Origin of the sequence: Pseudomonas sp. GM48 (assembly GCF_000282335.1) — a bacterium.
Taxonomy (GTDB): Bacteria; Pseudomonadota; Gammaproteobacteria; order Pseudomonadales; family Pseudomonadaceae; genus Aquipseudomonas.
Genome location: NZ_AKJM01000085.1, coordinates 121,277 through 142,835, shown reverse-complemented (window position 1 = coordinate 142,835; position 21,559 = coordinate 121,277). Strand labels below are relative to the sequence as shown.

At 50.6% G+C, this 21,559-nt stretch carries 22 protein-coding genes; 11 read left to right on the top strand and 11 right to left on the bottom strand.

The features are described from left to right. Window positions 1-266, top strand: a 266-nt coding sequence (locus tag PMI28_RS31585; RefSeq protein ID WP_007987623.1) for a hypothetical protein, incomplete at its 5' end; no start/stop codon positions are given. Window positions 267-423: 157 nt separating this feature from the next. Here PMI28_RS31585 and PMI28_RS12820 read toward each other — a convergent pair. Then, window positions 424-1,542, bottom strand: coding sequence for an alkene reductase (locus PMI28_RS12820; protein ID WP_007987621.1), 1,119 nt, complete (start codon window positions 1,540-1,542; stop codon window positions 424-426). Between the two features lie 45 nt (window positions 1,543-1,587). Further along, entirely contained in the window at window positions 1,588-1,920 is a 333-nt protein-coding gene (locus PMI28_RS12825) for a carboxymuconolactone decarboxylase family protein (RefSeq protein WP_007987619.1), read from the bottom strand. Between the two features lie 311 nt (window positions 1,921-2,231). Between PMI28_RS12825 and PMI28_RS12830 the strand changes: the two genes are divergently transcribed. After that, on the top strand, window positions 2,232-2,843 hold the full coding sequence (locus PMI28_RS12830; protein ID WP_007987617.1) for an acyl carrier protein phosphodiesterase: 612 nt from the start codon (window positions 2,232-2,234) through the stop codon (window positions 2,841-2,843). A 45-nt stretch (window positions 2,844-2,888) separates the two neighbouring features. On the opposite strand, the gene PMI28_RS12835 is transcribed toward PMI28_RS12830, so the two are convergent. Next, window positions 2,889-3,392 (bottom strand): Lrp/AsnC family transcriptional regulator, encoded by a 504-nt coding sequence (locus PMI28_RS12835; RefSeq protein WP_007987615.1) that lies wholly within the window; start codon window positions 3,390-3,392, stop codon window positions 2,889-2,891. 275 nt (window positions 3,393-3,667) lie between these two features. Between PMI28_RS12835 and PMI28_RS12840 the strand changes: the two genes are divergently transcribed. From PMI28_RS12840 to PMI28_RS12865, 8 genes are all read left to right on the top strand, one after another. Continuing rightward, entirely contained in the window at window positions 3,668-4,489 is an 822-nt protein-coding gene (locus PMI28_RS12840) for a substrate-binding periplasmic protein (protein WP_007987614.1), read from the top strand. 47 nt (window positions 4,490-4,536) lie between these two features. Further along, on the top strand, window positions 4,537-5,340 hold the full coding sequence (locus PMI28_RS12845; protein ID WP_007987612.1) for an amino acid ABC transporter ATP-binding protein: 804 nt from the start codon (window positions 4,537-4,539) through the stop codon (window positions 5,338-5,340). Further along, window positions 5,324-5,992 carry an amino acid ABC transporter permease gene (locus PMI28_RS12850; RefSeq protein ID WP_007987610.1) on the top strand — a complete coding sequence of 223 codons (669 nt, stop codon included), beginning with the start codon at window positions 5,324-5,326 and terminating at the stop codon, window positions 5,990-5,992. Before PMI28_RS12845 ends, PMI28_RS12850 begins: the two co-directional genes overlap by 17 nt. Before the next feature lie 10 nt (window positions 5,993-6,002). Continuing rightward, a complete protein-coding gene (locus tag PMI28_RS12855) occupies window positions 6,003-6,668 on the top strand; it encodes an amino acid ABC transporter permease (protein WP_007987607.1) in 666 nt (221 codons plus the stop codon). 70 nt (window positions 6,669-6,738) lie between these two features. Then, window positions 6,739-8,049, top strand: a complete 1,311-nt coding sequence (locus PMI28_RS29715; RefSeq protein WP_238540695.1) for an NAD(P)/FAD-dependent oxidoreductase — start codon at window positions 6,739-6,741, stop codon at window positions 8,047-8,049. A 277-nt stretch (window positions 8,050-8,326) separates the two neighbouring features. Next, window positions 8,327-9,829, top strand: a complete 1,503-nt coding sequence (locus PMI28_RS12860) for an FAD-dependent oxidoreductase (protein ID WP_007987603.1) — start codon at window positions 8,327-8,329, stop codon at window positions 9,827-9,829. Window positions 9,830-9,935: 106 nt separating this feature from the next. Continuing rightward, window positions 9,936-10,313, top strand: coding sequence for a Rid family detoxifying hydrolase (locus PMI28_RS0128625; RefSeq protein WP_033063380.1), 378 nt, complete (start codon window positions 9,936-9,938; stop codon window positions 10,311-10,313). A gap of 32 nt (window positions 10,314-10,345) precedes the next feature. Then, window positions 10,346-11,467, top strand: coding sequence for a PLP-dependent cysteine synthase family protein (locus tag PMI28_RS12865; protein WP_007987601.1), 1,122 nt, complete (start codon window positions 10,346-10,348; stop codon window positions 11,465-11,467). Window positions 11,468-11,594: 127 nt separating this feature from the next. Here the strand turns inward: PMI28_RS12865 and PMI28_RS12870 are convergent, their stop codons facing one another. Both PMI28_RS12870 and PMI28_RS12875 read right to left on the bottom strand, forming a co-directional pair. After that, window positions 11,595-11,909, bottom strand: a complete 315-nt coding sequence (locus tag PMI28_RS12870) for an EthD family reductase (RefSeq protein ID WP_007987599.1) — start codon at window positions 11,907-11,909, stop codon at window positions 11,595-11,597. Between the two features lie 24 nt (window positions 11,910-11,933). Continuing rightward, complete coding sequence (locus tag PMI28_RS12875) at window positions 11,934-12,812, bottom strand: TauD/TfdA dioxygenase family protein (protein WP_007987597.1); 879 nt, start codon at window positions 12,810-12,812, stop codon at window positions 11,934-11,936. A 289-nt stretch (window positions 12,813-13,101) separates the two neighbouring features. Here PMI28_RS12875 and PMI28_RS12880 point away from each other — a divergent pair, with 289 nt between their 5' ends. Further along, on the top strand, window positions 13,102-14,700 hold the full coding sequence (locus tag PMI28_RS12880; RefSeq protein WP_007987595.1) for a phytoene desaturase family protein: 1,599 nt from the start codon (window positions 13,102-13,104) through the stop codon (window positions 14,698-14,700). Here PMI28_RS12880 and PMI28_RS12885 read toward each other — a convergent pair. From PMI28_RS12885 to PMI28_RS0128615, 6 genes are all read right to left on the bottom strand, one after another. After that, window positions 14,697-15,812: an AraC family transcriptional regulator gene (locus tag PMI28_RS12885; RefSeq protein WP_007987593.1), complete on the bottom strand. Its 1,116-nt coding sequence runs from the start codon at window positions 15,810-15,812 to the stop codon at window positions 14,697-14,699. The two genes, PMI28_RS12880 and PMI28_RS12885, sit on opposite strands and share 4 nt — an antisense overlap. A gap of 287 nt (window positions 15,813-16,099) precedes the next feature. Beyond that, complete coding sequence (locus tag PMI28_RS12890; protein ID WP_007987591.1) at window positions 16,100-16,675, bottom strand: peroxidase-related enzyme; 576 nt, start codon at window positions 16,673-16,675, stop codon at window positions 16,100-16,102. Further along, complete coding sequence (locus PMI28_RS0128620; RefSeq protein WP_050548696.1) at window positions 16,672-17,169, bottom strand: CMD domain-containing protein; 498 nt, start codon at window positions 17,167-17,169, stop codon at window positions 16,672-16,674. The genes PMI28_RS12890 and PMI28_RS0128620 overlap by 4 nt, the downstream gene beginning before the upstream one ends. A gap of 82 nt (window positions 17,170-17,251) precedes the next feature. Then, window positions 17,252-18,685, bottom strand: a complete 1,434-nt coding sequence (locus tag PMI28_RS12895; protein WP_007987589.1) for an NAD-dependent succinate-semialdehyde dehydrogenase — start codon at window positions 18,683-18,685, stop codon at window positions 17,252-17,254. 422 nt (window positions 18,686-19,107) lie between these two features. Then, window positions 19,108-20,466: a glutathione-disulfide reductase gene (gene gorA / locus PMI28_RS12900; RefSeq protein ID WP_007987587.1), complete on the bottom strand. Its 1,359-nt coding sequence runs from the start codon at window positions 20,464-20,466 to the stop codon at window positions 19,108-19,110. Between the two features lie 398 nt (window positions 20,467-20,864). Continuing rightward, a complete protein-coding gene (locus tag PMI28_RS0128615; RefSeq protein ID WP_033063391.1) occupies window positions 20,865-21,497 on the bottom strand; it encodes a response regulator in 633 nt (210 codons plus the stop codon). Between the last annotated feature and the right edge of the window lie 62 nt (window positions 21,498-21,559).

Here is a 21,559-nt window from a genome sequence, read left to right as displayed (position 1 = left end):
CCGACGTGGTCGGCACCATCGGCGGCTACGCTTTTGGCCCCGACGTGGTCGGCACCGTCAGCGGCTACGCTTTTGGCCCCGACGTGGTCGGCTCCATCGGCAGCCACCTGGCCTGTGCCGTGCTCAGCCCCACTTCGTGCCACTGCGCCTGCTCCGACATGATCAGCACCATCAGATGCGACCGTGGTAGGTGTGGCTTGGCTATCAACTACAAATGCGCCGGAGACTTCTTGTGCCTCTGCAAGGAATTGCGATTGAAGCCCTAAAGCGTATATTCCTACTGCTGATAAAAATAATCCGGAAACAAATTTACGGTTCATAATTTTTCTCCCTAACGTCCTTCATATTTATTTTCAATAGCCGGTGAAGGTTTAGAGCGTGACAGCCTACGTATTGCTAAACGTAGGCTGTGCATTAACGTAGTTACGCCGGAACAGTTTGCGCAGCGTTTACGTAATTCGGGTAATCGGTATAGCCCTTGTCAATCGAGCCGCTCACCCCGTAGTAAGTCGAGCGATCGCCCTCTGCCAACGGCCAGCCGTTCTTCATACGCTCTACCAAATCAGGGTTTGCGATGTAGGCGGTGCCGAAAGCGATGAGGTCGAGTTCACCCTTGGCCAGTTCAGATTCTGCGATTTCTTTGGTAAAGCCACCGGCAGCCATCAAGGTGCCTTTGTAGGCCTCGCGGAACGCTGCGCCGAAACCTGGTGGTGTTTGCGCGGCGAGGATGGTCGGCTGGTAATTCAAGTGAACAAACGCCAGCTCTCTTTCATTGAGGGCAGCCGCCATGCTCATCCAGGTTTCTTCTTCGCCTTCGTACACACCGAAGTCATACAGGCGACCAAACGGCGAGAACCGCACGCCGATCTTCGAACCACCGATTTCAGCAGCAATCGCGTCAATGGTTTCCAACAGGAAGCGTTGACGGTTGGCGATGGAGCCACCGTACTGGTCGGTACGAGTGTTCAGGGCGCTGCTCAGGAACTGATCGAACAGGAACCCATTGGCAGCCATGATTTCGATACCGTCGAAACCGGCGTCCATCGCCATGCGCGCAGATTTCACGAAGTCCGCGATAACGCGTTTAACTTCGTCAGTTTCCAATGCACGTGGTGCGCTGGGTTGAACTGGGCCGGCTTTGCCAGGCTCAATCCAGGCATACACCGTAGTGTCCACAGCAGGCACTGTCCCCGAGGAGACGGGCGCTATGCCATGCACCGAGACATGGGACATGCGGCCAACGTGCCAGAGTTGCGCAAAAATCTTCCCGCCCTTGGCATGCACGGCATTGGTGACTTTACGCCAGCCAGGCAGGTGTTCATCAGCGTAAATGCCCGGAGTGTAAAGATAGCCACGAGCTTCGTCGGAAATCGGCAGGCCTTCGGTGATCAGCAAGCCAGCAGAAGCACGTTGTGCGTAATACAACGCGTTGGACTCATTAGGAATGTTGTCCAAGGTTCGGGTGCGGGTCATAGGGGCCATGACAACGCGGTTTTTCAGAGAAATACCGGCCATATCGTAGGGCGTGAACAGCTTATTCATGATTAATCTCGACGTCGTTTAAGGGTTGAAGGTCAGCGTTCTGATTTAGGATTTGTCGAACGCGTCGAGCACGTGAGTGCTGTAAACCAGCGCAGCTCCTGCGTTCATGTTGATTGCCACACCTAAAGCTTCTGCAACCTCTTCAGTAGTTACGCCAAGCTTTTTGGCCTCTGCAGCGTGGAAGGCGATACAGCCATCACAGCGGGTGGTCACCGCTACAGCTAGCGAAATCAGTTCCCGAGTTTTGGCATCGAGCTGGTTTGTTTTTGCACCAGCACCACCTAGCGCAGCCATGCCTTTCAAGGTCTCAGGAGACAAGCCATTCAGCTGTACCAAACGGGCATTGATGTCTTGACGAGTTTGCTTCCAATCTTGCATAGGATTCTCACATGGGCGTTAACGCCCTGTAGGTTTGCGGGTTAATTTTGAATCTGGATATACGCTACCATCTAGTTGGTAGGCTTGCAATAGGTGGTGCGACAATCGGTTTTGTCATGTCATTCTGAAGGCATCTGCGGTCGACAATTAGCTGCCATGCGAGGGTAGTTGGGTGGCTATAAATCTGGTATTGATGGCCTACCTAGTGAATGGTAGTGTTCCTGTGAAGGGGACATCGGACGGGAGGAGCTCGACTCCATCAATCCGGCCCATGACTATTCAGAAAGCCACATAGCTAGCAGGAATCTCTGATGAACTACCTTGCACATCTTCACTTGGGCGGTCAGGAGCCGCAGCAGCTGCTGGGGAGTCTCTATGGGGATTTTGTAAAGGGGAGGCTTTCAGGAAATTATTCTGCAGAGGCTGAAGAGGCAATCAGGTTGCATCGCCAAATTGATGCTTTTACGGATTCCCATCCATTGGTTAGAAGGGCGCTTGATCGATTCCCGGCAACAAGACGCCGCTATGCGGGAATCGCGCTCGACATGTTTTTCGATCATTGCCTTGCGCGGGATTGGGAGCGATACGCCAATGTGCCCCTAGATGTTTTTTCTCAAAAGGTCTACCGGCTTTTAGAGAACGAGCCCGCTTTGCCGGAACGATTGGCTCAAATCGCACCGTTGATCATCGCGGAAGATTGGCTAGGAGCGTATAGGGATTTTTCGATGATCGGCCATGGGCTGGAAGTCATCTCCCTGCGCCTATCCCAACCAGATGGCTTGCTTGGTGCATACGAAGAGCTGACTGCGCTGTATGAGCCGCTAAGTGCGGATTTCCTAGAGTTCTATCCATTGCTGTGGCAGTACGCCCAACCCGGTTCGGAATTAGGAAAAACATCGCCAATTCCGATGGTTAACGTTTAGACCAGGCAGCTCGTTTGGATACAAAGAGCTGCCTCTGAAGCTGATTCAGTCTGGAATAAAATCAAGCGGTACTTCGCTTGTAGATTTTATTTCTTCCATTGCAAACATGGACGTGATGTTCGCTACGGGTAACTGACCGATGATTTTTTTATAAAGTACGTCATAGGCTTGGATATCCGGCAAGAAAGCGCGGATCAGATAATCAACCTCGCCGCTCATCCGATAGATATCAACGATTTCGGTCATATCGCGAGTCGCTCGATAGAAACGATCTATCCATTCAATGGAGTGCTCTCTAGTTTTGATCATGATGAACACTGTCACTTTTGCATTCAGCGTCGTTCTGTCCAGGATGGCGACACGTTTCTTGATGAAACCTTGCTGTTCCAAGCGCTGAATTCTGCGCCAGCAAGGCGTCATGGAGAGCCCGACCTGCTCTGCGAGCTCGGTTACGGGCTGAGTAGCGTCGCGCTGAAGGGCCGCCAATATTCGACGATCGATACGGTCTAGACGGGATGAGCGATCCGGCAGCTTTGAAGAACTGGTCATTTACACAGCCTCGAAAAAATATTGCACAGATAGAGAAAACATTGGAAGTGGTTTCCAAGTCAAGAGGTTGAGGCGTGGAAATTTTGCAATAGTTTACCTATTGTCAAATGGTAGTCTTTTTTCAACAGCGAGACGGATCGAGCGGAGTGCTTCATCAGGGAGAAAAAAAGAGGTGCGTCCCAGCCCCAAAGCAGGCGCGCTGAAAATAACAAGAGGCTCAGAGGGCCATCCCCTCAAATCTGCGCATGGCCGGCGCATCACTGGGAGATACCGATATGATTTTCAAACGTATGGGCATGCGTCTGTTACCGGCATTGGTTCTAGTAGGAGTGTTTTCCGGATCATCAGGCGTTTACGCCGAAGGTGAGGGGGATGGCATATGGGCCGCAGCCCAAAAATCTGGATCTATTCGATGTGGTACGGCGGAGGCTCCGCCCTACATTATGAAAGACCCGGCCACCGGGGAGTATTCAGGTTTCTTTGTCGACGCATGCAGAGAGTTCGCTGAAATACTGAAGGTCAAGCCGGTCTTTGTGGACACTAGTTGGGACAACATGATAGCTGGCTTGCAATCCAGAAAATGGGATTTGGCACCGGCACTTACGGCTACCCCGCAACGTGCGCTCTCTATCGTGTTCTCGAAAAACCTTTCAGCTACCGAATCGACCTTTATTTACAACCAGAAAAATCCCAAGACGAATCAGCCTAAGGGAGTTGCTGATATCGACCAACCAGGAGTCACCATCGCGGTGTCATCTGGCACAGCTCAGGATAAGTCTTTAACGGCCATCATCAAAAACGCATCGATCATGCGGCTACCTGGCCCCGACGAAATCCGTTTAGCTGTTATGTCCAAACGAGCTGATGTGATTTTCGATACGTCGGCAGCTAATGACCTTTTCGCTGCTTCGCATACCGATTGGGCGGTAGTTCTTAGACCTGTGCCAGCGATCGATAAAAAAGGTGTTTCGTTCGGCCTACGGCGCGATACTTCATACGCAGATCTTCAAGTATTAGACCTTTATATCAATGATGCCGTCGCGACCGGTCATATGGATGAGCTAATCAAAAAAGCTATCGCACACGAGACTAAGTAATTTCCTTAGTGAATGGTAGTGGTTGTCTGAATTTGGAGTAGAAGCTAATGGCAAATGCAAACTATCTCGTAGAAATGAAGGGGCTGCACAAGAGCTACGCAGGCGGCGTAAAACCTGTGCTGCAAGGTTTGGACATTAGCATGTGCCCTGGTGATCGTGTCGTCGTGATTGGGCCGAGTGGTGGCGGAAAAAGTACGCTGCTACGAGTGTTGATGGGGCTAGAAGATATTGATAAGGGCCAATTACTGTTTCAAGGTAAAAACTATATTACGACTGATAAGTTCGGAAGAACCGTAATTGATAAGGATATTCGCCGTAACATTGGAATGGTTTTCCAACATTACACTTTGTTCCCGCACCTGAACATTTTACAAAATCTGACGCTCGCGCCGATCAAGGCGCGGGGAGAGTCAAGACAATCGGCAGAACAGCGAGCACGTGGTTTGTTGGTCAGATTTGGATTGGAAGGAAAGGAAAAAGCCTATCCAGCCCACCTGTCTGGTGGACAAAAGCAGCGAGTGGCGATTGCCAGGGCTTTAATGCTCGACCCAAAATTGATGCTGTTCGACGAAGTTACGTCGGCTCTTGATCCTGAGCTTGTCGCTGAAGTAGAGCAAGTCATTATGCATTTGGCTGAACAATCCATGCCTATGGTGATAGTGACTCACGATATGCACTTTGCCAAAAACATCGCCTCCCGAGTGATTTTCTGCGCTGGCGGCGTAGTGGTCGAAGACGGGCCTCCTGAGCAGGTACTCGGTAGGCCGAAGGAAGCTCGAACGAGAGAGTTCATTCAGCGAGTCTTTCATATCGGCGAGACTGAAGGAGTCAAACGTGAACTATCAATTTGATTTGTTCTTTATCGCGAACGGGCTCTGGCCACTACTGAAAGGGTTAGTCGTAACCCTACAGCTCACCGTGGCGGCGAACATTATAGGATTGACTCTGGGTTTCGTTATTGCGCTCCTGGTAATGAGCCCCAATCCGATACTCCGTTGGCCCTTCACTCTGTTCATTGAGTTTTTTCGCTGTACTCCTGCGCTTGTCCAGATCGTATGGTTTTTCTACTGCATACCGATCATATTCGATGTTTACATAGACGCATTGACGATGGGAATCTTGGCGATTGGACTTAATCTCGCAGCGTTCAACGCAGAAGCGTACAGGGCGGCCATCCAGGGAGTGCAAAGTAATCAGTACGATGCGACTATTGCGTTAGGTCTCTCTCCGTTTCAACGAACAGTCTATGTAGTCTTGCCCCAAGCATTTCGCTCGGCTCTACCCGTGTTGGTTGCAAATGGTATCGGCGCTTTTCAGCAAACGGCGCTCGTTGCGATCGTCGCCTTGCAAGATCTAATGTATATGGGGAAAATCTTGGCCACCGATACCTATCGCCCTATCGAGGTGTTCACAGTTATTGCACTCATATATTTTGCGATATCGTTCCCAATATCTCAGCTCGTAGAATACATAGAGCGCCGCCGTAAAGCGGAAAACTCATGAGGACGCGGCCATGGAACTAGATTTTTCAGTAATCTTCGATTACAAGGCTGCCTTACTTTTCGGCCTCTTATTAACTTTGAAGCTCACAGCGATCTGTGTGATATTGGGTTGCGCTTTAGGATTTATAGTTGCTATAGCGCGCAGCTCAAAAAATAAAATTATATATGGGGTTAGTACCGTATATGTGGCTCTGTTTCGCGGCACTCCAGTGCTCATTCAGCTGTTTTGGATGTTTTTCTGCTTGCCTCTGGTATTGGGTGTTGAACTCTCGAACCTGACTTGTGGAATCATCGCGCTTACGTTGTATATGGCGGCGATAACCAGTGAGACGTTCCGTGCATCGTTTAGCTTCGTTAGCAAGGAACAACATGATGCAGGGGTGGCTCTTGGGCTGACTTATCGTGTTCATACCTTGTACGTTCTTCTGCCGCAAGCGCTGCTAAGGGCTGCACCTACGCTTTTGTCGAACTGCACTAGCTTGTTTAAGGAGAGTGCACTTGTCTCCGCTGTTGGTATGGCCGACTTGATGTTCGTGAGTCAAAACATTTCCAACCGTACTGGGCATCCGGTGGAGCTTTTGACCGCCGCTGCAGTCATTTATTTTGTAATTGCGTTCCCTATTACTCGCGCTGTCACAGCCTTGGAGCGAAAGATCTTGCATACCATGGCCATTTAATTAAGCAAAACCAAACCCTTTGTAGCGATTGTAATCTGTTAATAAAATTAAGCGCTCGTAGCGAAGTAGGATGACTATGTTTAATGGCGATAGACCTTTAATTAGCGGCCAAGAAGCTGACATTGACCATTCGATGTGGTCTGCGACCGGTGGGCCAAAGCCAGAAAGTGTAACCCTGGCTCGGCAAGAATCATGCGATGTATTGATCATCGGTGGTGGTTACAACGGGGTAACGGCAGGTCTCCACTGTGCAGAACGAGGAGCCAAGACAATATTGGTTGAGGCTCAAGAAATTGGTTCAGGAGCTAGTGGACGGAACGCAGGACAGGTAAATCCTGGTCAGTTTCTCTCGCCTGAACAGATTCTTCGCGCGCTAGGCCAAGATTATGGTCAGCTTTTTTTGAAGGAGTTGGGTAGCGCCCCCGATGTAGTCCGTCAGTTGATACGTGATTACGGCATTGATTGTGCCGCTGACGAAAGGCCCATCATCCGCTGTTCGACATCTCCTCAGAAAACGAGAGAGTTAGAATCCCAGGCCTCCGATTGGCAAGCGTTGGGCGCAAATGTTCAGATGGTTTATGGCTCTGAGCTCGAGGAGATGAATGGGTCGACCAGATATAAAGCCGCTCTGATCGATCATCGTGGATTTACGATCCAACCGCTTGCCTACGTTCGGGGGTTAGCGCGAGCTGCCGTTTCCAAAGGCCTTAGAATCTCCACCGGATCTAGAGTCACATCCTTGGAACCGTCAGGTAGCGGATGGTTAGCGACTGCCGGAAATACAACAATAAAAGCTAATAAGGTAATTCTCTCAACCAACGCATACAGCAATGATCTTGTACCAGGCTTTAAGGAGGAAATAATGCCTCTTGGGGCCTTCGGTATTGCCACTGCTGATCCGCTACCTCCTGAGTGGAGAGAGCGAATTTTGCCTCACTATATAGCCATGTGGGACACCCATAAAATACCGCTTTGGTTCCGATATGACCCGGTTGGGCGGCTACATGTTGGATCTATTGGTTTTCTTCCTATTCATTCGGAAGGAGACAATTGGGTAAACCGTGCGATGAAGTTCGTTTATCCATTCGCTCCTACATTTAAATGGGGTTACCGGTGGTCGGGCACGCTTGGTCAAACGGTGGACAGATTGCCGCATCTCGTTGAACCGCGCCCCGGCATCTTTGCAACCATCGGATGTAATGGGCGAGGTATTGCGCCAAATGCCTATTTCGGAAAAATGCTGGCCAAAATCGCACTCGGCGATGATGTAATCACTCCATTACCACTAAGACAGTCCACGAAATATCCAATGCGTGAGATCGCATTAGAGGCATATGACGCTGGAATTCGCTTCTATCGTAATACGTTGCTTTTTACGTAATCAAAACGAAAATAAATCGTGACCTCTACGGTGGCATTGGAGATCGTCAGTCGTTCATTAGCTAATCTGTGAAAATTAATTCCAAAATTCAGGCTTTTTTTAGAAGTTTATTCAATTTTAGCTGGGTTAAACGTTGAAGATTGGAAACTGTTTTTGATGAAGGAAGAATACACTGGCTTCATCGAGCTAATTAGCGAAATAGCGATATGAGTGGCCTCTAAGGCTGTTTACGACGAGATGACCTATATTTCGGATCTATGTAGATAGGTGAAGAAAAATGAGTGTGAAATCAACAGAATACAGTGCTCTAGATGAACTGGCGTCAAGGGTACAGGCCGATCTCCACGTCCTACGTTTTCCTCATGACCCTTGGGTACTGCCTAAGGCGCACCCTAGCGGTAAGCATGTCTACGACGTCGCTATCATCGGGGGAGGCCAAGGCGGGTTGGCAATCGCTGCAGGTCTCTTGCGCGAACGGGTTGATAACATCGTTGTTTTTGATCAGCAGCCCAAGGGCCTGGAAGGCCCGTGGAACAATACGGCGCGTATGCGTACTTTGCGTACTGTAAAGCATTTGCCAGGTATTGATGCGACATTAACCAGTCTTGCACCTCAAGCATGGTACACAGCCAAGTACGGCGAAGAAGCTTGGGAGCAACTGATAAAAATCCCTAAAGGCGACTGGCAAGACTATCTTACATGGTGCCGCGACACACTGAAGATCCCAGTCGAGAATCTTACTGGTGTCTCCAGCGTCATTCCTGAAGATAAACTGTTTCGACTGGAGCTAAACAGGTTCAACGGTCGAGGAGAGATATCGGCTCGGGACGTTGTTTATGCTCGCAGGGTAGTTGTCGCCACGGGCGTTGATGGCAGCGGGGCATGGCATGTACCTAAGTTTATTTCATCGGCGCTACCAAAAGATCGATACGCCTCTTCAGGAGAGCATATTGATTTTTCAAAGCTTGTCGGAAAAAAGATAGCAGTTCTTGGTGCAGGCGCATCCGCATTCGACAATGCTTCGACCGCGCTTGAGGCCGGGGCGTTAGAAGCGACTGTTTGTATTCGTCGCAAGGATATCCAGCGTATTAATCCTCAGATATGGATGGCAAAAGCTGGGTTTCTTAATCATTACGCTGATATGGATGATTGCCTGAAGTGGAAGTACATGCGACATATGTTCAGGTATAACATTCCAGCTCCACAGGACGCCTATAATCGATTGTCAGGTTTAGAAGGTGCGAGCGTTCGTACTAATGCAGCTTGGGAAGGTGTGAAACTTGTAACTGATGGTGGAAAGGAACAAGTTGAGGTCACCCTTGCGTCTGGAGACAAACTCAAGGTCGACTACTTGATAGTTGCTGTTGGGTTTGTGAACGATTTTTCACTACGCCCAGAGCTTTCAAATATTGCTAATCACATAGCGCTGTGGCAAGACAAATATAGTCCTACCCATGGGGAGGAAGATGCTCAAATATCCAGCCATCCCTACCTGGGTGAGAATTTTGAGTTTGTCGAAAAAACGCCTGGGGAAGCCCCCTACATTAAGAATGTATTCAACTTTACCTATAGCGCTCTTGTAAGTATGGGACTTTCCGGCTCGGCTATCAGCGGGTTTAGATACTCGGTTCCTCGTGCGGTACGTGGTATCACAAAATCGCTTTATCTTGAAGATGTTGAAGAGATTTATAATAAATTTACCGATTATGCCGAGCTTGAGATCGTAGGAGTTGTTCCATTCAGCAATTCAATTCAAGCAAGCAAGATTTTCGCTGATTGAGTTAAGTGTCCTTGCTTGGCCCATGAAAGGTATCGGTAATCGATACCTTTACTGATATAGAATTATAAATTGTTAATATCCATTAATAATGGATAGGGATCCTTTCATGCGAAATATTTCAACTTTATTAGCTCCAGCTGCCGTTGGCCCTTATTCTCAGGCAGTCTGCCATGGTGAATATCTATTTGTTTCGGGGCAGCTAGGCATTGACCCTGCCAAGGGAGAGCTGGTCGCGGACGATGCCTTGCTTCAAATGAAACAGTGCCTCAGTAATATTTCAGCGATTGCTGAAGCAGCGGGTACCGGTATTTCAAAGACTATCAAAACAACAATAATGGTTACAAATTTAAGTGATTTTGCGAAGTTGAATGACGTATATGCTACCTATTTCTCTTCTCCGTTCCCTGCTCGCGCTACATTCGAGGTTTCCGCACTACCAAAAGGAGCCCTCGTTGCAGTAGATGCCATTGTCGCGCTGGACTGAATGTTGAATCAGTAGCCAAATACAGGATATTTATGAATCTTAATCTCGGTAATCAGGATAAAGAGTGGATTCGCTGGGCAATCGGCGTGTTGCAGGGGGATGCCAATCGCTCTGCCGATACACATCTGATTCCTTTAGATTTTAACGGGCTGCCTGGGATATCGATTTATCTGAAGGATGAGTCTACTCACCCTACAGGCAGTCTGAAGCACCGCTTGGCACGATCGCTTTTCCTGTATGGCATCTGCAATGGCTGGATAAAGAAAGATACTTTGTTAGTCGAAGCATCTTCTGGCTCAACAGCTGTAAGTGAGGCGTACTTTGCTAAGCTCCTAAATCTGCCCTTTACTGCAGTAATGCAGCGTTCCACCAGTTGCCAGAAAATCGATGCTATTAATCGACTAGGGGGGACATGTCACTTTGTTGACAATCCTGGAGCTATCTATACGGTCGCTGAGAAACTTGCTCGTGAAACAGGTGGTCATTATTTAGACCAATTCACAAATGCAGAGCGCGCTACAGACTGGCGTGGTAACAATAATATTGCTGAAAGCATATTTTCGCAAATGGCGATGGAGCGAGATCCTGAGCCGGCTTGGGTGGTTATGAGTGCCGGCACTGGAGGAACGTCTGCCACAATCGGAAGGTATATCAAGTATAAGCATCTGAATACTCGACTTTGTGTAGTTGACGTTGAGCATTCTGCTTTCTATGAGTCCTTCGACACAGGGGATAAGGGAAGCACTTGTCCGACTCCCTCTCGGATTGAAGGTATTGGTAGGCCGAGAGTAGAGCCTTCGTTCATCCCTGATGTCATTGATCACATGATCAAGATTCCAGATGCTGCCTCACTTGCTGCGATGCACGTTCTCTCAGAGCGGCTATCGCGCCGTGTTGGTGGTTCCACCGGAACGAATTTTTTTGGCGTTTGTTGTATCGCGGAGCATATGCGTTCACATAAGCAGACAGGGTCGATAGTATCGGTTATTTGCGATTCAGGAGACCGTTATGCCTCAACGTATTACGATGCTGACTGGCTTAAAGAAGCCAACATTGACATAAGTCCTTATGAGAAATATTTGAATGCATTTCTCGATGGAAAGGGTTCAGACGTGTCGCTGATCAACCTCTGTAAAAATGTACGAAGCGAGTAGTCGATTGCGGCTTGTTATAAGCTATTGCTGAGCTAACGCCTCTTATGCAGCCTCTAACAAATAGGCACCTGGTATTTTCAATACTAGGTGCCTTTCGGTATACGCCAATTGCGTCTCTTGGGATGTATCAGCCAACGAGCACTTCGCTGATCTGAATGATGGGCTTGAGATTAGTATAATTGGCGATGTCCGCGCCGATGGCTTTAGAGTGAGGCCCAAATGCAGCGGCAAATGCGTCGAGCGATTCGAAGAAGAGGTGGCCTATCGCAAGGTACGTCGGATCGCTTCCGGGTATTGGGCCTTGAAGGCCTTTTTCAATAGTGAAGTGGCTGCAGGCCCCGGCCATCTTCAGCTGAATCATCGTCATATGGTTATCACGATAATAATCAAAGTCGAAGGTTGCGCCAGCTTCATTCGGGTAAAGAATGCTTACGTCAATCATTGAGTGTATTTCCTGGTTTAGTGATTAAACGGCGGTGATACCAACAGGGCGTTCGCCAGAGATGGTTGTTCGATGCATGACGCGTAAGTGACCGTCGTAGCCACCCTCTGCATTGTGAAGCGTACAGCGGTTGTCCCAAAGGGTGAGCATGTTCGGCGCCCACCGATGGCGGTAGATATATTTGTCCTGCACCATGTGCTGATACAAATAGCTCAACAGCGCCGATGATTCACCATGAGTCAAACCCTGAATACCCTGCGTGTAGACAGGGCTTACGTATAAAGAATTTCGACCTGTTACCGGATGTACACGCACCAGCGGGTGTGGCCAGGTTTTGTCCGCGTCTTCACTGACCACTATCTTCATCGAGCGCGCTTCTGTTTCTTTGGCGAAGAGACCATTTTTGCCATAGGGCATGCTCGCAGAATGTATCGCGGCGAGACGACTCAGTAAGCCCTTCATCGTCTCGGAAAGGTCATCGTAGGCACGATATCCGTCGGCAAACAGGGTATCGCCACCCACGGGCGGAGTGATCTTGGAATGCAGGATGGTTCCCGCCGGCGGTTGTTCCTGGAAGCTCCAGTCGGAATGCCACTGGGCACCGAAGTTGACCGCTTTCTCATCAGGCTCGCGCCTGAGTTCGAGTATGTGCGGATGGGCCTCCATCGGGACGATATATGGGTCTATTCCGAACTCACCAAATTGAAGCGTGAACGCCTCCAGTTGCGTGTGGGAGAGCGGCTGATCCGGAAAGTAAATTACCGAATGCCTGGCCCACGCTTCCTTTACCTCTTCGAGTACAGCTGCCGTGAGGGGCTTATCAATCGAAATACCAGTAACCCTGGCTCCAAAACCGTGCGCCTCGGGTTCTACCTGAATATGCCTGAAGTTGCTCTCCATCATCGCAGTCCCTTCTCTCGTTTTTATAAACAAATCACAGGATGACCGTGGAGCGATTCTCTGATGCCAGTCCACTGCTGTCGTTGCTACCGTGCGACAGAGAATTGATCTGAGATGCCAATACCCTTGGCGTTGGCTTTCCCACCGTTTGAACTGTCGTGTCGTAACAAATCTTTGGCGCGTGGTGCCATTCACTCAAATTTCCCTCCCACCCACACTGAGCCAAGCTGCGCAGCGACTGCTCGGTAATGATCAATAAAAATCCCGGAAAGGGCAGGGAAGGGGACGAACGATGAGCGACTACGATCTGAGTTTTAAGCGTGCGTTGGCTCGTGGTGAGCTAGACGGCAGGTTCGACACGATCGTTATAGGTTCTGGCGCAGGCGGCCTAAGCACTGCCGCATTGTTAGCGCTTGAAGGTCAGCGCGTGTTGGTGCTTGAACGCCACGCGGTGTTGGGCGGTTGCTTGCAATCCTTCAAACGTCAAGGCTTCGAGTGGGACGTTGGCCTGCACTACATGGGTGAGGTACACCGCAAGACGAGTGGACTCTATCGCCTTTTCGACAAAGTCTCAGGTGGTCAGGTTGAATGGGCGCGCATGCCCGACAATTACAATCGCATCATCGTAGGTGCCAATAGCTACGATCATATGGCCGGTGCAGAAGCCTACAAGGATCGACTCAAGGACTACTTTCCGAAGGAGGCGCGCGCGATCGATCGTTACGTGGAGCTGGTGGGGGAGGCGAGCCGGGCTGCGAAATCCTTCTTCGGTGAGCGAGCCTTGCCACAATCCATGTCTGAGAAGGCGTTCTCCAGGGCTCAGACTGCATTCATGCCACTTGCACAGCGCACCGTGCAGGATGTTTTGGACGAATTGACTGACAACGCTGACCTTAAGGCAGTCTGGTGTGGGAACTACGGCGACTACTGCAATTCCCCTGCGGAGGCCTCTTTTGCGATCCATGCCATGGTATTCAGCCATTACATCGATGGTGCTAGTTACCCCGTTGGCGGTTCGCAATGCATAGCCACAGCAATGGCTGACACTGTCCGCGCTGCAGGAGGGGCTTGCCTGGTAGCGGCTGAGGTTGTGAGCATCGAGATGTGTGATGGTTGCGTGGTAGGTGTACAAACCGCTGACGGAAGCCAAATTCGCGCGGACAGAGTCGTCAGTGCGATTGGTATTTCTCAGACCGTACCGCTGCTGGCTCATGCAAATCCAGAACTGGCGGAGCTATTGGGCGAGGTGACAAATACCATTGGTACAACTCAATGTTATGCCGTGCTGAACCTTGGCATCGACATTGCCAATGCTGATCTGAATATTCATCCAGCCAATTTGTGGGTGCACCCTAGCAATGATCTCCCGGCGAACCTTGCACTGTACAAAGCTGATCCAGAGGGACAGCCCATGCCTCTACATTTCATTGCCCACCCATCGTTGCGGGATCCGAGTTGGCCAGACCGTCACCCTAAGCAGAGCACTATGGATATTTGCGGCCTCACTGATTGGTCGGTGTTCGAGCGCTTCACTGGCACGAAGTGGAAGCATAGAGGTGCAGAGTACGAGGACATGACGGCAAGACTGAGTGAAGACCTGATGGCTGTGGCCTTAAAACATTATCCTCAAATCGGCGGAAGCATTGCTCATGCTGAGCTGGCTACACCTCTCACTTTCAATCACTTTCTAAACCGCAGCCATGGCAATTTCATGGGCTATGAGCAAACACCGCTTCGTTTTGCACAGCGATGGATGCGCGCGCACGGCCCTGTTAAAGGGCTGTACTTCGGGGGACAGGATGTGACTGCTGCCGGAGTCAGTGGCGCGATGGTCAGTGGGCTTGTCGCGGCGAGCGCCGTTCTCGAACGAGACCTTTTCCGAGAGCTTTAGCCCTCAAGTTCGCACTGGGGCGAATTGGCTCCACAAGCCGCACTTTGGTGGTCTGAACTCACAGTATTGTTGATTGAAAGGGGTTTTCCTCCAGCAAGTAAGCTGCTTGCCAATTCATGGCGCAGTGCACTAGGTGCCTTACCGAAGTGACCTCGCACAGCATGCGAAAACGCGCTGGGCTCAGCGTAGCCCAGCCTTTCTGCCAGCATCACAAGCGGCAGATCGGGATCAGCGAGGCCTTCCAATGCCTCGCTCATACGCACCGCTTCCAGTAATTGGCGGAAGGATGAACCGCGTTCAGCCAATCGACGCTGAAGAGTACGCCTGCTGAGATCCAGCGAGTGCGCCACGCTGTCGCAATTCGCTTCTGAAAATCCCTGCGCAGCGATGGCTGCCGTCACGTAATCAACGAGCGTGTCGGAGCGACCCTGGGTTTTAAGCATCGCCTCTGCACGACCAAGTACGATGCGAAGTAGGGTTGGATCGGCAGCCTGCCAGGGTGAGTCCAGCAGTTCTGCCTCAAATATGACACGAGCGTGCTCTACTCCCAGAGTGACGGGACATTCAAAATAAGCTTGATAACGGTTGGCTAAACACGAGTCAGTGCCAGGTAATTCAATCCTGGTGGGTCTACGGTCAGCCGGCATACAGCTATAGAGAAGACGCATGTACGCGGCAAAGAGAGAATCTATTTGGGCGGGATGCATGGCTACGGGACTAGGTGTTACGTGGTAAACCAGCTGAACACCGTTGTTGGAAGTGGGGTCAGTTAAAAAGCGACCAGAGTTGCTGACTAATTGCTGCAGTCTGACCGTGTGGGCGAGCGCCTGGCGTAATGAACTGCTGTGCATTAACACCAGTGCCACGACGTTCATTGATTGCAGTGGTAATGCTACGCCAACCTTCAAGCCTAACAGCGGATCTTGGGAAAGTTGCATCGCGCGCTGCCAAAGCCGTCTCACTTGCACGAGTTGCAGCTGCCGCGTAGGCGCCACGTCCTCCAGGTGCTGGGCCCAGGGAGCTCCCAAACGGGAAGCATCGATACCTTGCCGAGTGAGTTCCTCGATGACGCCTACAAGCCAAGTGGCACTGACGGTGAGAGGTCGGGTCATTTTATGTCCGTTAGCCGCAGCGCATTGCCTGGTTGGTTGGAAACATACGAAACCCTTACCAGGCGCTGTATTGCAAGTCGGTTGCTCAAGTTCAGCGAAGTGTTACGACAGACTGTGTAGCACGTCTGAAAGGGATATTCCATGGCTTCACCGACAGCTTCGAAATGAAAGTAGTGGGCTGGAATTTGGAGGAAAACGGAAGGGACGTGCGGGGAAATTTAGCATTTTGATAGCGGGCAGTTTGGGGCTGCCCGCTATGCTGACATCACGTTTTACGAAACGGCGGATCAAATTTTTACGGGTTCACCCAAAACATGCATCAGGCGATTCGCCCATCCGAAGATGGCTGTGGCCAACACCAGATCAACAACGCCAAGCGTGTCAAAACCGAGGTCTTTCAACGCGTCTGCATGCTGTCCTTTTAATGCTGGAGGGGATTTGGCCAGCTCTACGGCGAAGTCGAAAAGAGCCTGAGAACGCTCATCCAACCGAGCTTCTGTTTCGTCTGCAAAGATTTTTGCGACCAGCTCTGTACTTTTGGTTAATTGATTGTATCGGGCACCGTGTACTGCGGCGCAGTAGACACAACGGTTAACAATCGAAGAACCAATCGCACCTAGTTCACGCTCAGCAGGGGGTAAGCCGGCGCGACCATACATGATGGCGTTAAACAAAGGGGATCGTACCGCGAGCGATTCAGGGTCATGAGCAAGAGTGAGCACATATTCCGAGATTTTTTTGCTCGATGGGGTTACTTTCATCGCATCGAGCTGCTCTTGGCTCGCGCTTTCCAACTCTACAGGTTTGATGTACGGCGACCAGTGAGGCACCGATACGGTGAAATTATGCACGACCTGGCTCATTTCATTTCTCCAGCAATTTTAAACCCAGCTACGACCCGGAGCTGATAGTTAACGAAAGCAAGAACCTCGGTGAGCCTCACGATATCTGGCTCTGTGATTCCGACAGCCTTCAATGTGTCGATATCTTGCTTCGTAGCTTCGCGCGGCTTTTGAGTGACCAGATCAGTGAATCGGATGATTGCCATGAAGCGTTCATCCCCATAGGCCGTCTGCTGAGGGTTGGCGGCGACATAGAGTCCTTCATCGCCACCAGCTGACTCAAGACATGCATGGTAGTGATCAGCCAGTTCTTCAGAATCGCTCAACCGAGCGATTCGTTCAGCAAGAGCTGCACGTTCTGCATGTGATAGACCACCAGGATCTTTTGGAATGATCACGGCATCATGGCTAGCTTGACTGAGTGCCATAATTTCAGCCCGCTCCGCAATGGCCATCGCGAGCGGAGAGTTTTCGTTTGCGCCGACAAGACGCTCGATAATATTCGGAGTAAGCATATAAGTTCCAATAGTTAGCGACGCGTTATTTCTAATGCACCTGTATTCGGTAGCAGAACTAAAAAAGCATATTCGCCGAAAGTTAAAGAACGCTTGCGAGAGAAACGAACTTTGTGGTTATGAATGCGTCTAGTGCGCCAGGGCCACCTTCGGTTCCGTATCCGGAATCTTTGACGCCGCCAAACGGATGCTCTGGTAGTGCAACGCTGTGATGGTTGATCGAGATGGCGCCAGATTCGATTCCGTTGAACAGCTTATTTGCCGAGGTAAGCGATCGGGTGTAGGCATATGCAGATAGACCATATGGCAGTCTGTTCGCTTCTTTGATGGCATCCTCGATGTCGTCAAACGAATTGATCAACGCGATTGGCCCGAATGGTTCGTCAACCATGGCGCGGGCAGTTACCGGTACATTCGTCAGAACCGTTGGTTCGAAGAAGTACCCTTTGTTGCCTACGCGATTTCCGCCGGTCTCGAGCTTCGCTCCATGCGATACCGCATCCGCCACGAGTTCTTCTGTCGCCTTGAGCCGGCCCGCATGCGCCATTGGGCCCATGGTTACGTTTGGATCAAGACCATCACCCACCTTGACGGCGCGTGCGCCTTCTACGAAGCGGCTAACGAACTCGTCGAATACTTTCGAGTGAACGAGGAAGCGAGTAGGGGAGACACAGACCTGACCCGCATTGCGGTATTTAGCGGCGACAGAAATCTTGACTGCGGTGGCGATATCCGCGTCATCCATTACGATCACGGGCGCGTGGCCACCCAGCTCCATCGTGGATCGCTTCATGTGCAAACCTGCGAGGCTCGCAAGCTTTTTGCCCACTGGAGTAGATCCGGTGAAAGTCACTTTCCGGATAGAGGGATGGGCAATCAAATACTCAGAAATTTGGCCTGAGTCGCCAAAAAGCAGGTTGACTGCTCCAGGAGAAACGCCAGCGTCAGCGAATGCTTTTACGAGCTCGACAGCACAGGACGGTGCCTCTGTCGCACCTTTCAAAATGATCGAACAGCCGGCTGCCAAGGCACCCGCGACTTTTTTTACGGCTTGAATGAGGGGGAAGTTCCACGGCGCGAATCCCACTACAGGCCCGATTGGCTCCATCAGAGTAAATTGATGAATACCTAATGCGCGGGAAGGGATGACTCGTCCATATGCACGTCTGCCTTCTTCAGCATGCCAATCGATGGTGTCTGCAGTTGCTGCGACTTCACCCATTGCTTCCGCCAATGGCTTTCCATGCTCGGAAGTGAGTACCAGAGCGATATTTTCAGCACGCTCACGAATCAAATTTGCCGCTTTGTGCATAATCGATGCACGATCGAGTGCGGAAACCTGCTTCCATGTCGCAAAGCCTTTCTCAGCTGCGATTGCCGCGTCTTCTATGTCAGCCAAGCTAGCTTTCGCAATGAGTCCGATCTGCTCTTCAGTTGCCGGATTGACTACGGGGATCGATTCACTGGGATGCGTATTACGCCATACACCGCCAATAAACAATGGTATTTGTTCCATGATCACCTCTCATAGTTGCTAATGGTTTTAACGTCCCACGGCTTGGCTAAAAACTTATTCTGGTGCTCAGCTACAAGCTATCAACGACACATGGGCTTCAATAAAATATAGAGCATCTGCCTTCGGAAATTTTTTCGTTTTTTTCAGAAAAGATCTCGAAATTAGAAGTTTTTTCTACAAATTTCTAAGCTTGTAGAAACTGAATGCTTTCGATGCGCTATGTGCGGCTGTGCATTTACTCTTGGAGTCTGTTGAGATCGACGCGAGCGCAATCAGTTATTTCGTAGCAAGCCAAGGTACGTTGATGAGGTGGGTTAGCACTCGCTTACTCCAAGCATGCGTATCACCAATCGATTAGCGCTGTGGGTGTCTATGGCAGTAATTTCAGCCACGTGGGGCGCAACAGATTGACCGATGAACGATTAATTTGTGACTGGCGTGCGCATGGTGACGAACTCTTCAGCGGCGGTCGGGTGCACGGCGATGGTTTCATCGAATTGGCGCTTGGTGGCACCAGCTTTCAGAGCGATGGCCAACCCCTGAATGATTTCCCCAGCATCCGGCCCGACCATGTGGCAACCCAGCACCTTGTCGGTTTTGGCATCCACCACCAGCTTCATCAATGTGCGCTCCTGGCATTCGGTCAAGGACAGCTTCATGGGCCGGAAACGGCTTTCGAAGATCACCACATCGTGGTCGGCCTCTCGCGCTTCTTCTTCGGTCATCCCTACAGTGCCGATGTTTGGCAAGCTGAACACGGCGGTCGGGATCATCTTGTAATCCACCGGGCGGTATTGCTCAGGCTTGAATAGACGGCGCGCCACGGCCATGCCTTCAGCCAGAGCGACGGGAGTCAGCTGAACACGGCCGATAACATCGCCAAGCGCCAGGATCGACGGCTCGGCGGTCTGGTATTGATCATCGACCTCGACGAAACCTTTCTTGTCGAGTTTGACGCCGGTGTTTTCCAGCCCGAGGTTATCGAGCATCGGACGGCGACCGGTGGCGTAAAGCACGCAGTCCGCTTCCAACTCTCGACCGTCCTTCAGGCTGACTTTGAGACTGCCGTCAGCCTGCTTATCGATGCGCTCGATGTCGGCGTTGAATTGTAAGTCCATGCCGCGCTTGGTTAGTTCTTCCTGTAAGTGTTTACGCACCGCACCATCAAAGCCGCGCAGGAACAGATCACCGCGATACAGCAGCTTAGTTTCGGCGCCCAAGCCGTGAAAGATCCCTGCAAATTCCACCGCGATGTAACCACCACCGACCACCAGAACACGCTTGGGCAGCTGCTTGAGAAAGAATGCCTGGTTCGAGCTGATGGCGTGCTCGTGCCCTGGAATCTCTGGGATCTGCGGCCAGCCGCCTGTAGTGATCAGGATGTGTTCGGCAGTGTGGAGCTCGCCATTGATCTCGACCGTGTGTGGGTCGATGATCTTGGCGTGGCCTTCATGCAAGGTCACGCCACTGTTGACCAGCAGGTTGCGATAGATGCCGTTCAGTCGATTGATCTCGAGATCCTTGTTGGCGATCAGCGTTGTCCAATCAAACTTCGCTTCGCCCAGCGTCCAGCCAAAACCTTGCGACTGTTCGAAGTCTTCGGCGAAATGCGCGCCGTAGACCAGCAGCTTTTTCGGCACGCAGCCGACATTCACACAAGTGCCGCCCAGGTAGCGGCTCTCGGCCACAGCCACTTTCGCGCCAAAACCGGCAGCAAAACGCGCAGCCCGCACACCGCCGGATCCGGCGCCAATCACATAAAGGTCAAAATCGTAGGCCATTTTTCAATCTCCTTGGCAGGCAATCAGCGTAATGTCGTGGTGGCTAATCGCGGGCCGGGCTGTCGTAAGAAGTCAGCAACTCATCGAGCACAGGCCCCATAGGTTACTTAGAGATTTCCATAGGGTTATCGAAAACTACCATCCGATTGGTAGGCTTGCAATAGCGAGCCGACTTGTTTCATCGTATGAGGTGTACGGGGTAGGAGAGGGGGCGAGCAGGGAACTTAGAAATAAATTGGCACTCGAATTCGCCGACTCTTGTTGACCTTTATATCGAGCATTAGCACGAGCAGTGACGACCACATCACGTGGACACGTTATGTAGTATCTATCCCGGATGAGCTGGGGTGTTATAAACATGAGTTGAATGGCAAGCCACAACTACTTGCTAACAGTCCCTATCTCGAAATTATTCCATGATCTATTGCATACTTTACTAATGCCGCAGGTTTCTCGATGTTGAGTTTGCGTCGAATGCTCAGGCGATGGGTTTCTACAGTCCTGACGCTAATGTCCAGTTCCCGTGCCATTTTTTTGTTGTTCAGTCCTTGGATCATTTTATATAAAACTTGGCTTTCCCGGGGCGTTAGCTTATTAATAGTATTATCATCAAGAAGGAGTTTTTGTGCGATTTCAGCACTGTAGAAGGTACCCCCGTTTTTAATTGCTTCAATCGCAGCGACAATCTCTCTTGAGGGTGCATTTTTCAATACGTAGCCACTCGCACCGGAGCGTAGGGATTCAGTTACATACTCTTTTCTATCATACATGCTGAGCACGAGCACCTTTATGGTGGGGTGTCTATCGCGTATTATTCGCGTCAGCTCAAGACCGTTAGTGTCGGGAAGATTGATGTCGACCAACAGAATATCTGGATTGCAGTGCTCAACCATCACCATAGCTTCCTCGCCATTTTCAGCCTCACCAACCACGGTCACAGTCGGAATGACGGATAGTAGAGCCCTGATCCCATCGCGTACTAAGGTGTGATCATCGACCAAGGCTAACCGGATTTGTGTTGATAAGTTCACTAAGGAGCCCATTGTTGGATAAGTCAAATTTTCTTATGGGGAATACTCATGAATATCATGAT

Coding starts and splice junctions, on each gene's coding strand:
- PMI28_RS12820 (WP_007987621.1), bottom strand. CDS start 1,542: ATGAATAAGCTGTTCACGCCCTACGATATGGCCGGTATTTCTCTGAAA.
- PMI28_RS12825 (WP_007987619.1), bottom strand. CDS start 1,920: ATGCAAGATTGGAAGCAAACTCGTCAAGACATCAATGCCCGTTTGGTA.
- PMI28_RS12830 (WP_007987617.1), top strand. CDS start 2,232: ATGAACTACCTTGCACATCTTCACTTGGGCGGTCAGGAGCCGCAGCAG.
- PMI28_RS12835 (WP_007987615.1), bottom strand. CDS start 3,392: ATGACCAGTTCTTCAAAGCTGCCGGATCGCTCATCCCGTCTAGACCGT.
- PMI28_RS12840 (WP_007987614.1), top strand. CDS start 3,668: ATGATTTTCAAACGTATGGGCATGCGTCTGTTACCGGCATTGGTTCTA.
- PMI28_RS12845 (WP_007987612.1), top strand. CDS start 4,537: ATGGCAAATGCAAACTATCTCGTAGAAATGAAGGGGCTGCACAAGAGC.
- PMI28_RS12855 (WP_007987607.1), top strand. CDS start 6,003: ATGGAACTAGATTTTTCAGTAATCTTCGATTACAAGGCTGCCTTACTT.
- PMI28_RS29715 (WP_238540695.1), top strand. CDS start 6,739: ATGACTATGTTTAATGGCGATAGACCTTTAATTAGCGGCCAAGAAGCT.
- PMI28_RS12860 (WP_007987603.1), top strand. CDS start 8,327: ATGAGTGTGAAATCAACAGAATACAGTGCTCTAGATGAACTGGCGTCA.
- PMI28_RS0128625 (WP_033063380.1), top strand. CDS start 9,936: ATGCGAAATATTTCAACTTTATTAGCTCCAGCTGCCGTTGGCCCTTAT.
- PMI28_RS12865 (WP_007987601.1), top strand. CDS start 10,346: ATGAATCTTAATCTCGGTAATCAGGATAAAGAGTGGATTCGCTGGGCA.
- PMI28_RS12870 (WP_007987599.1), bottom strand. CDS start 11,909: ATGATTGACGTAAGCATTCTTTACCCGAATGAAGCTGGCGCAACCTTC.
- PMI28_RS12875 (WP_007987597.1), bottom strand. CDS start 12,812: ATGATGGAGAGCAACTTCAGGCATATTCAGGTAGAACCCGAGGCGCAC.
- PMI28_RS12880 (WP_007987595.1), top strand. CDS start 13,102: ATGAGCGACTACGATCTGAGTTTTAAGCGTGCGTTGGCTCGTGGTGAG.
- PMI28_RS12885 (WP_007987593.1), bottom strand. CDS start 15,812: ATGACCCGACCTCTCACCGTCAGTGCCACTTGGCTTGTAGGCGTCATC.
- PMI28_RS12890 (WP_007987591.1), bottom strand. CDS start 16,675: ATGAGCCAGGTCGTGCATAATTTCACCGTATCGGTGCCTCACTGGTCG.
- PMI28_RS0128620 (WP_050548696.1), bottom strand. CDS start 17,169: ATGCTTACTCCGAATATTATCGAGCGTCTTGTCGGCGCAAACGAAAAC.
- PMI28_RS12895 (WP_007987589.1), bottom strand. CDS start 18,685: ATGGAACAAATACCATTGTTTATTGGCGGTGTATGGCGTAATACGCAT.
- gorA (WP_007987587.1), bottom strand. CDS start 20,466: ATGGCCTACGATTTTGACCTTTATGTGATTGGCGCCGGATCCGGCGGT.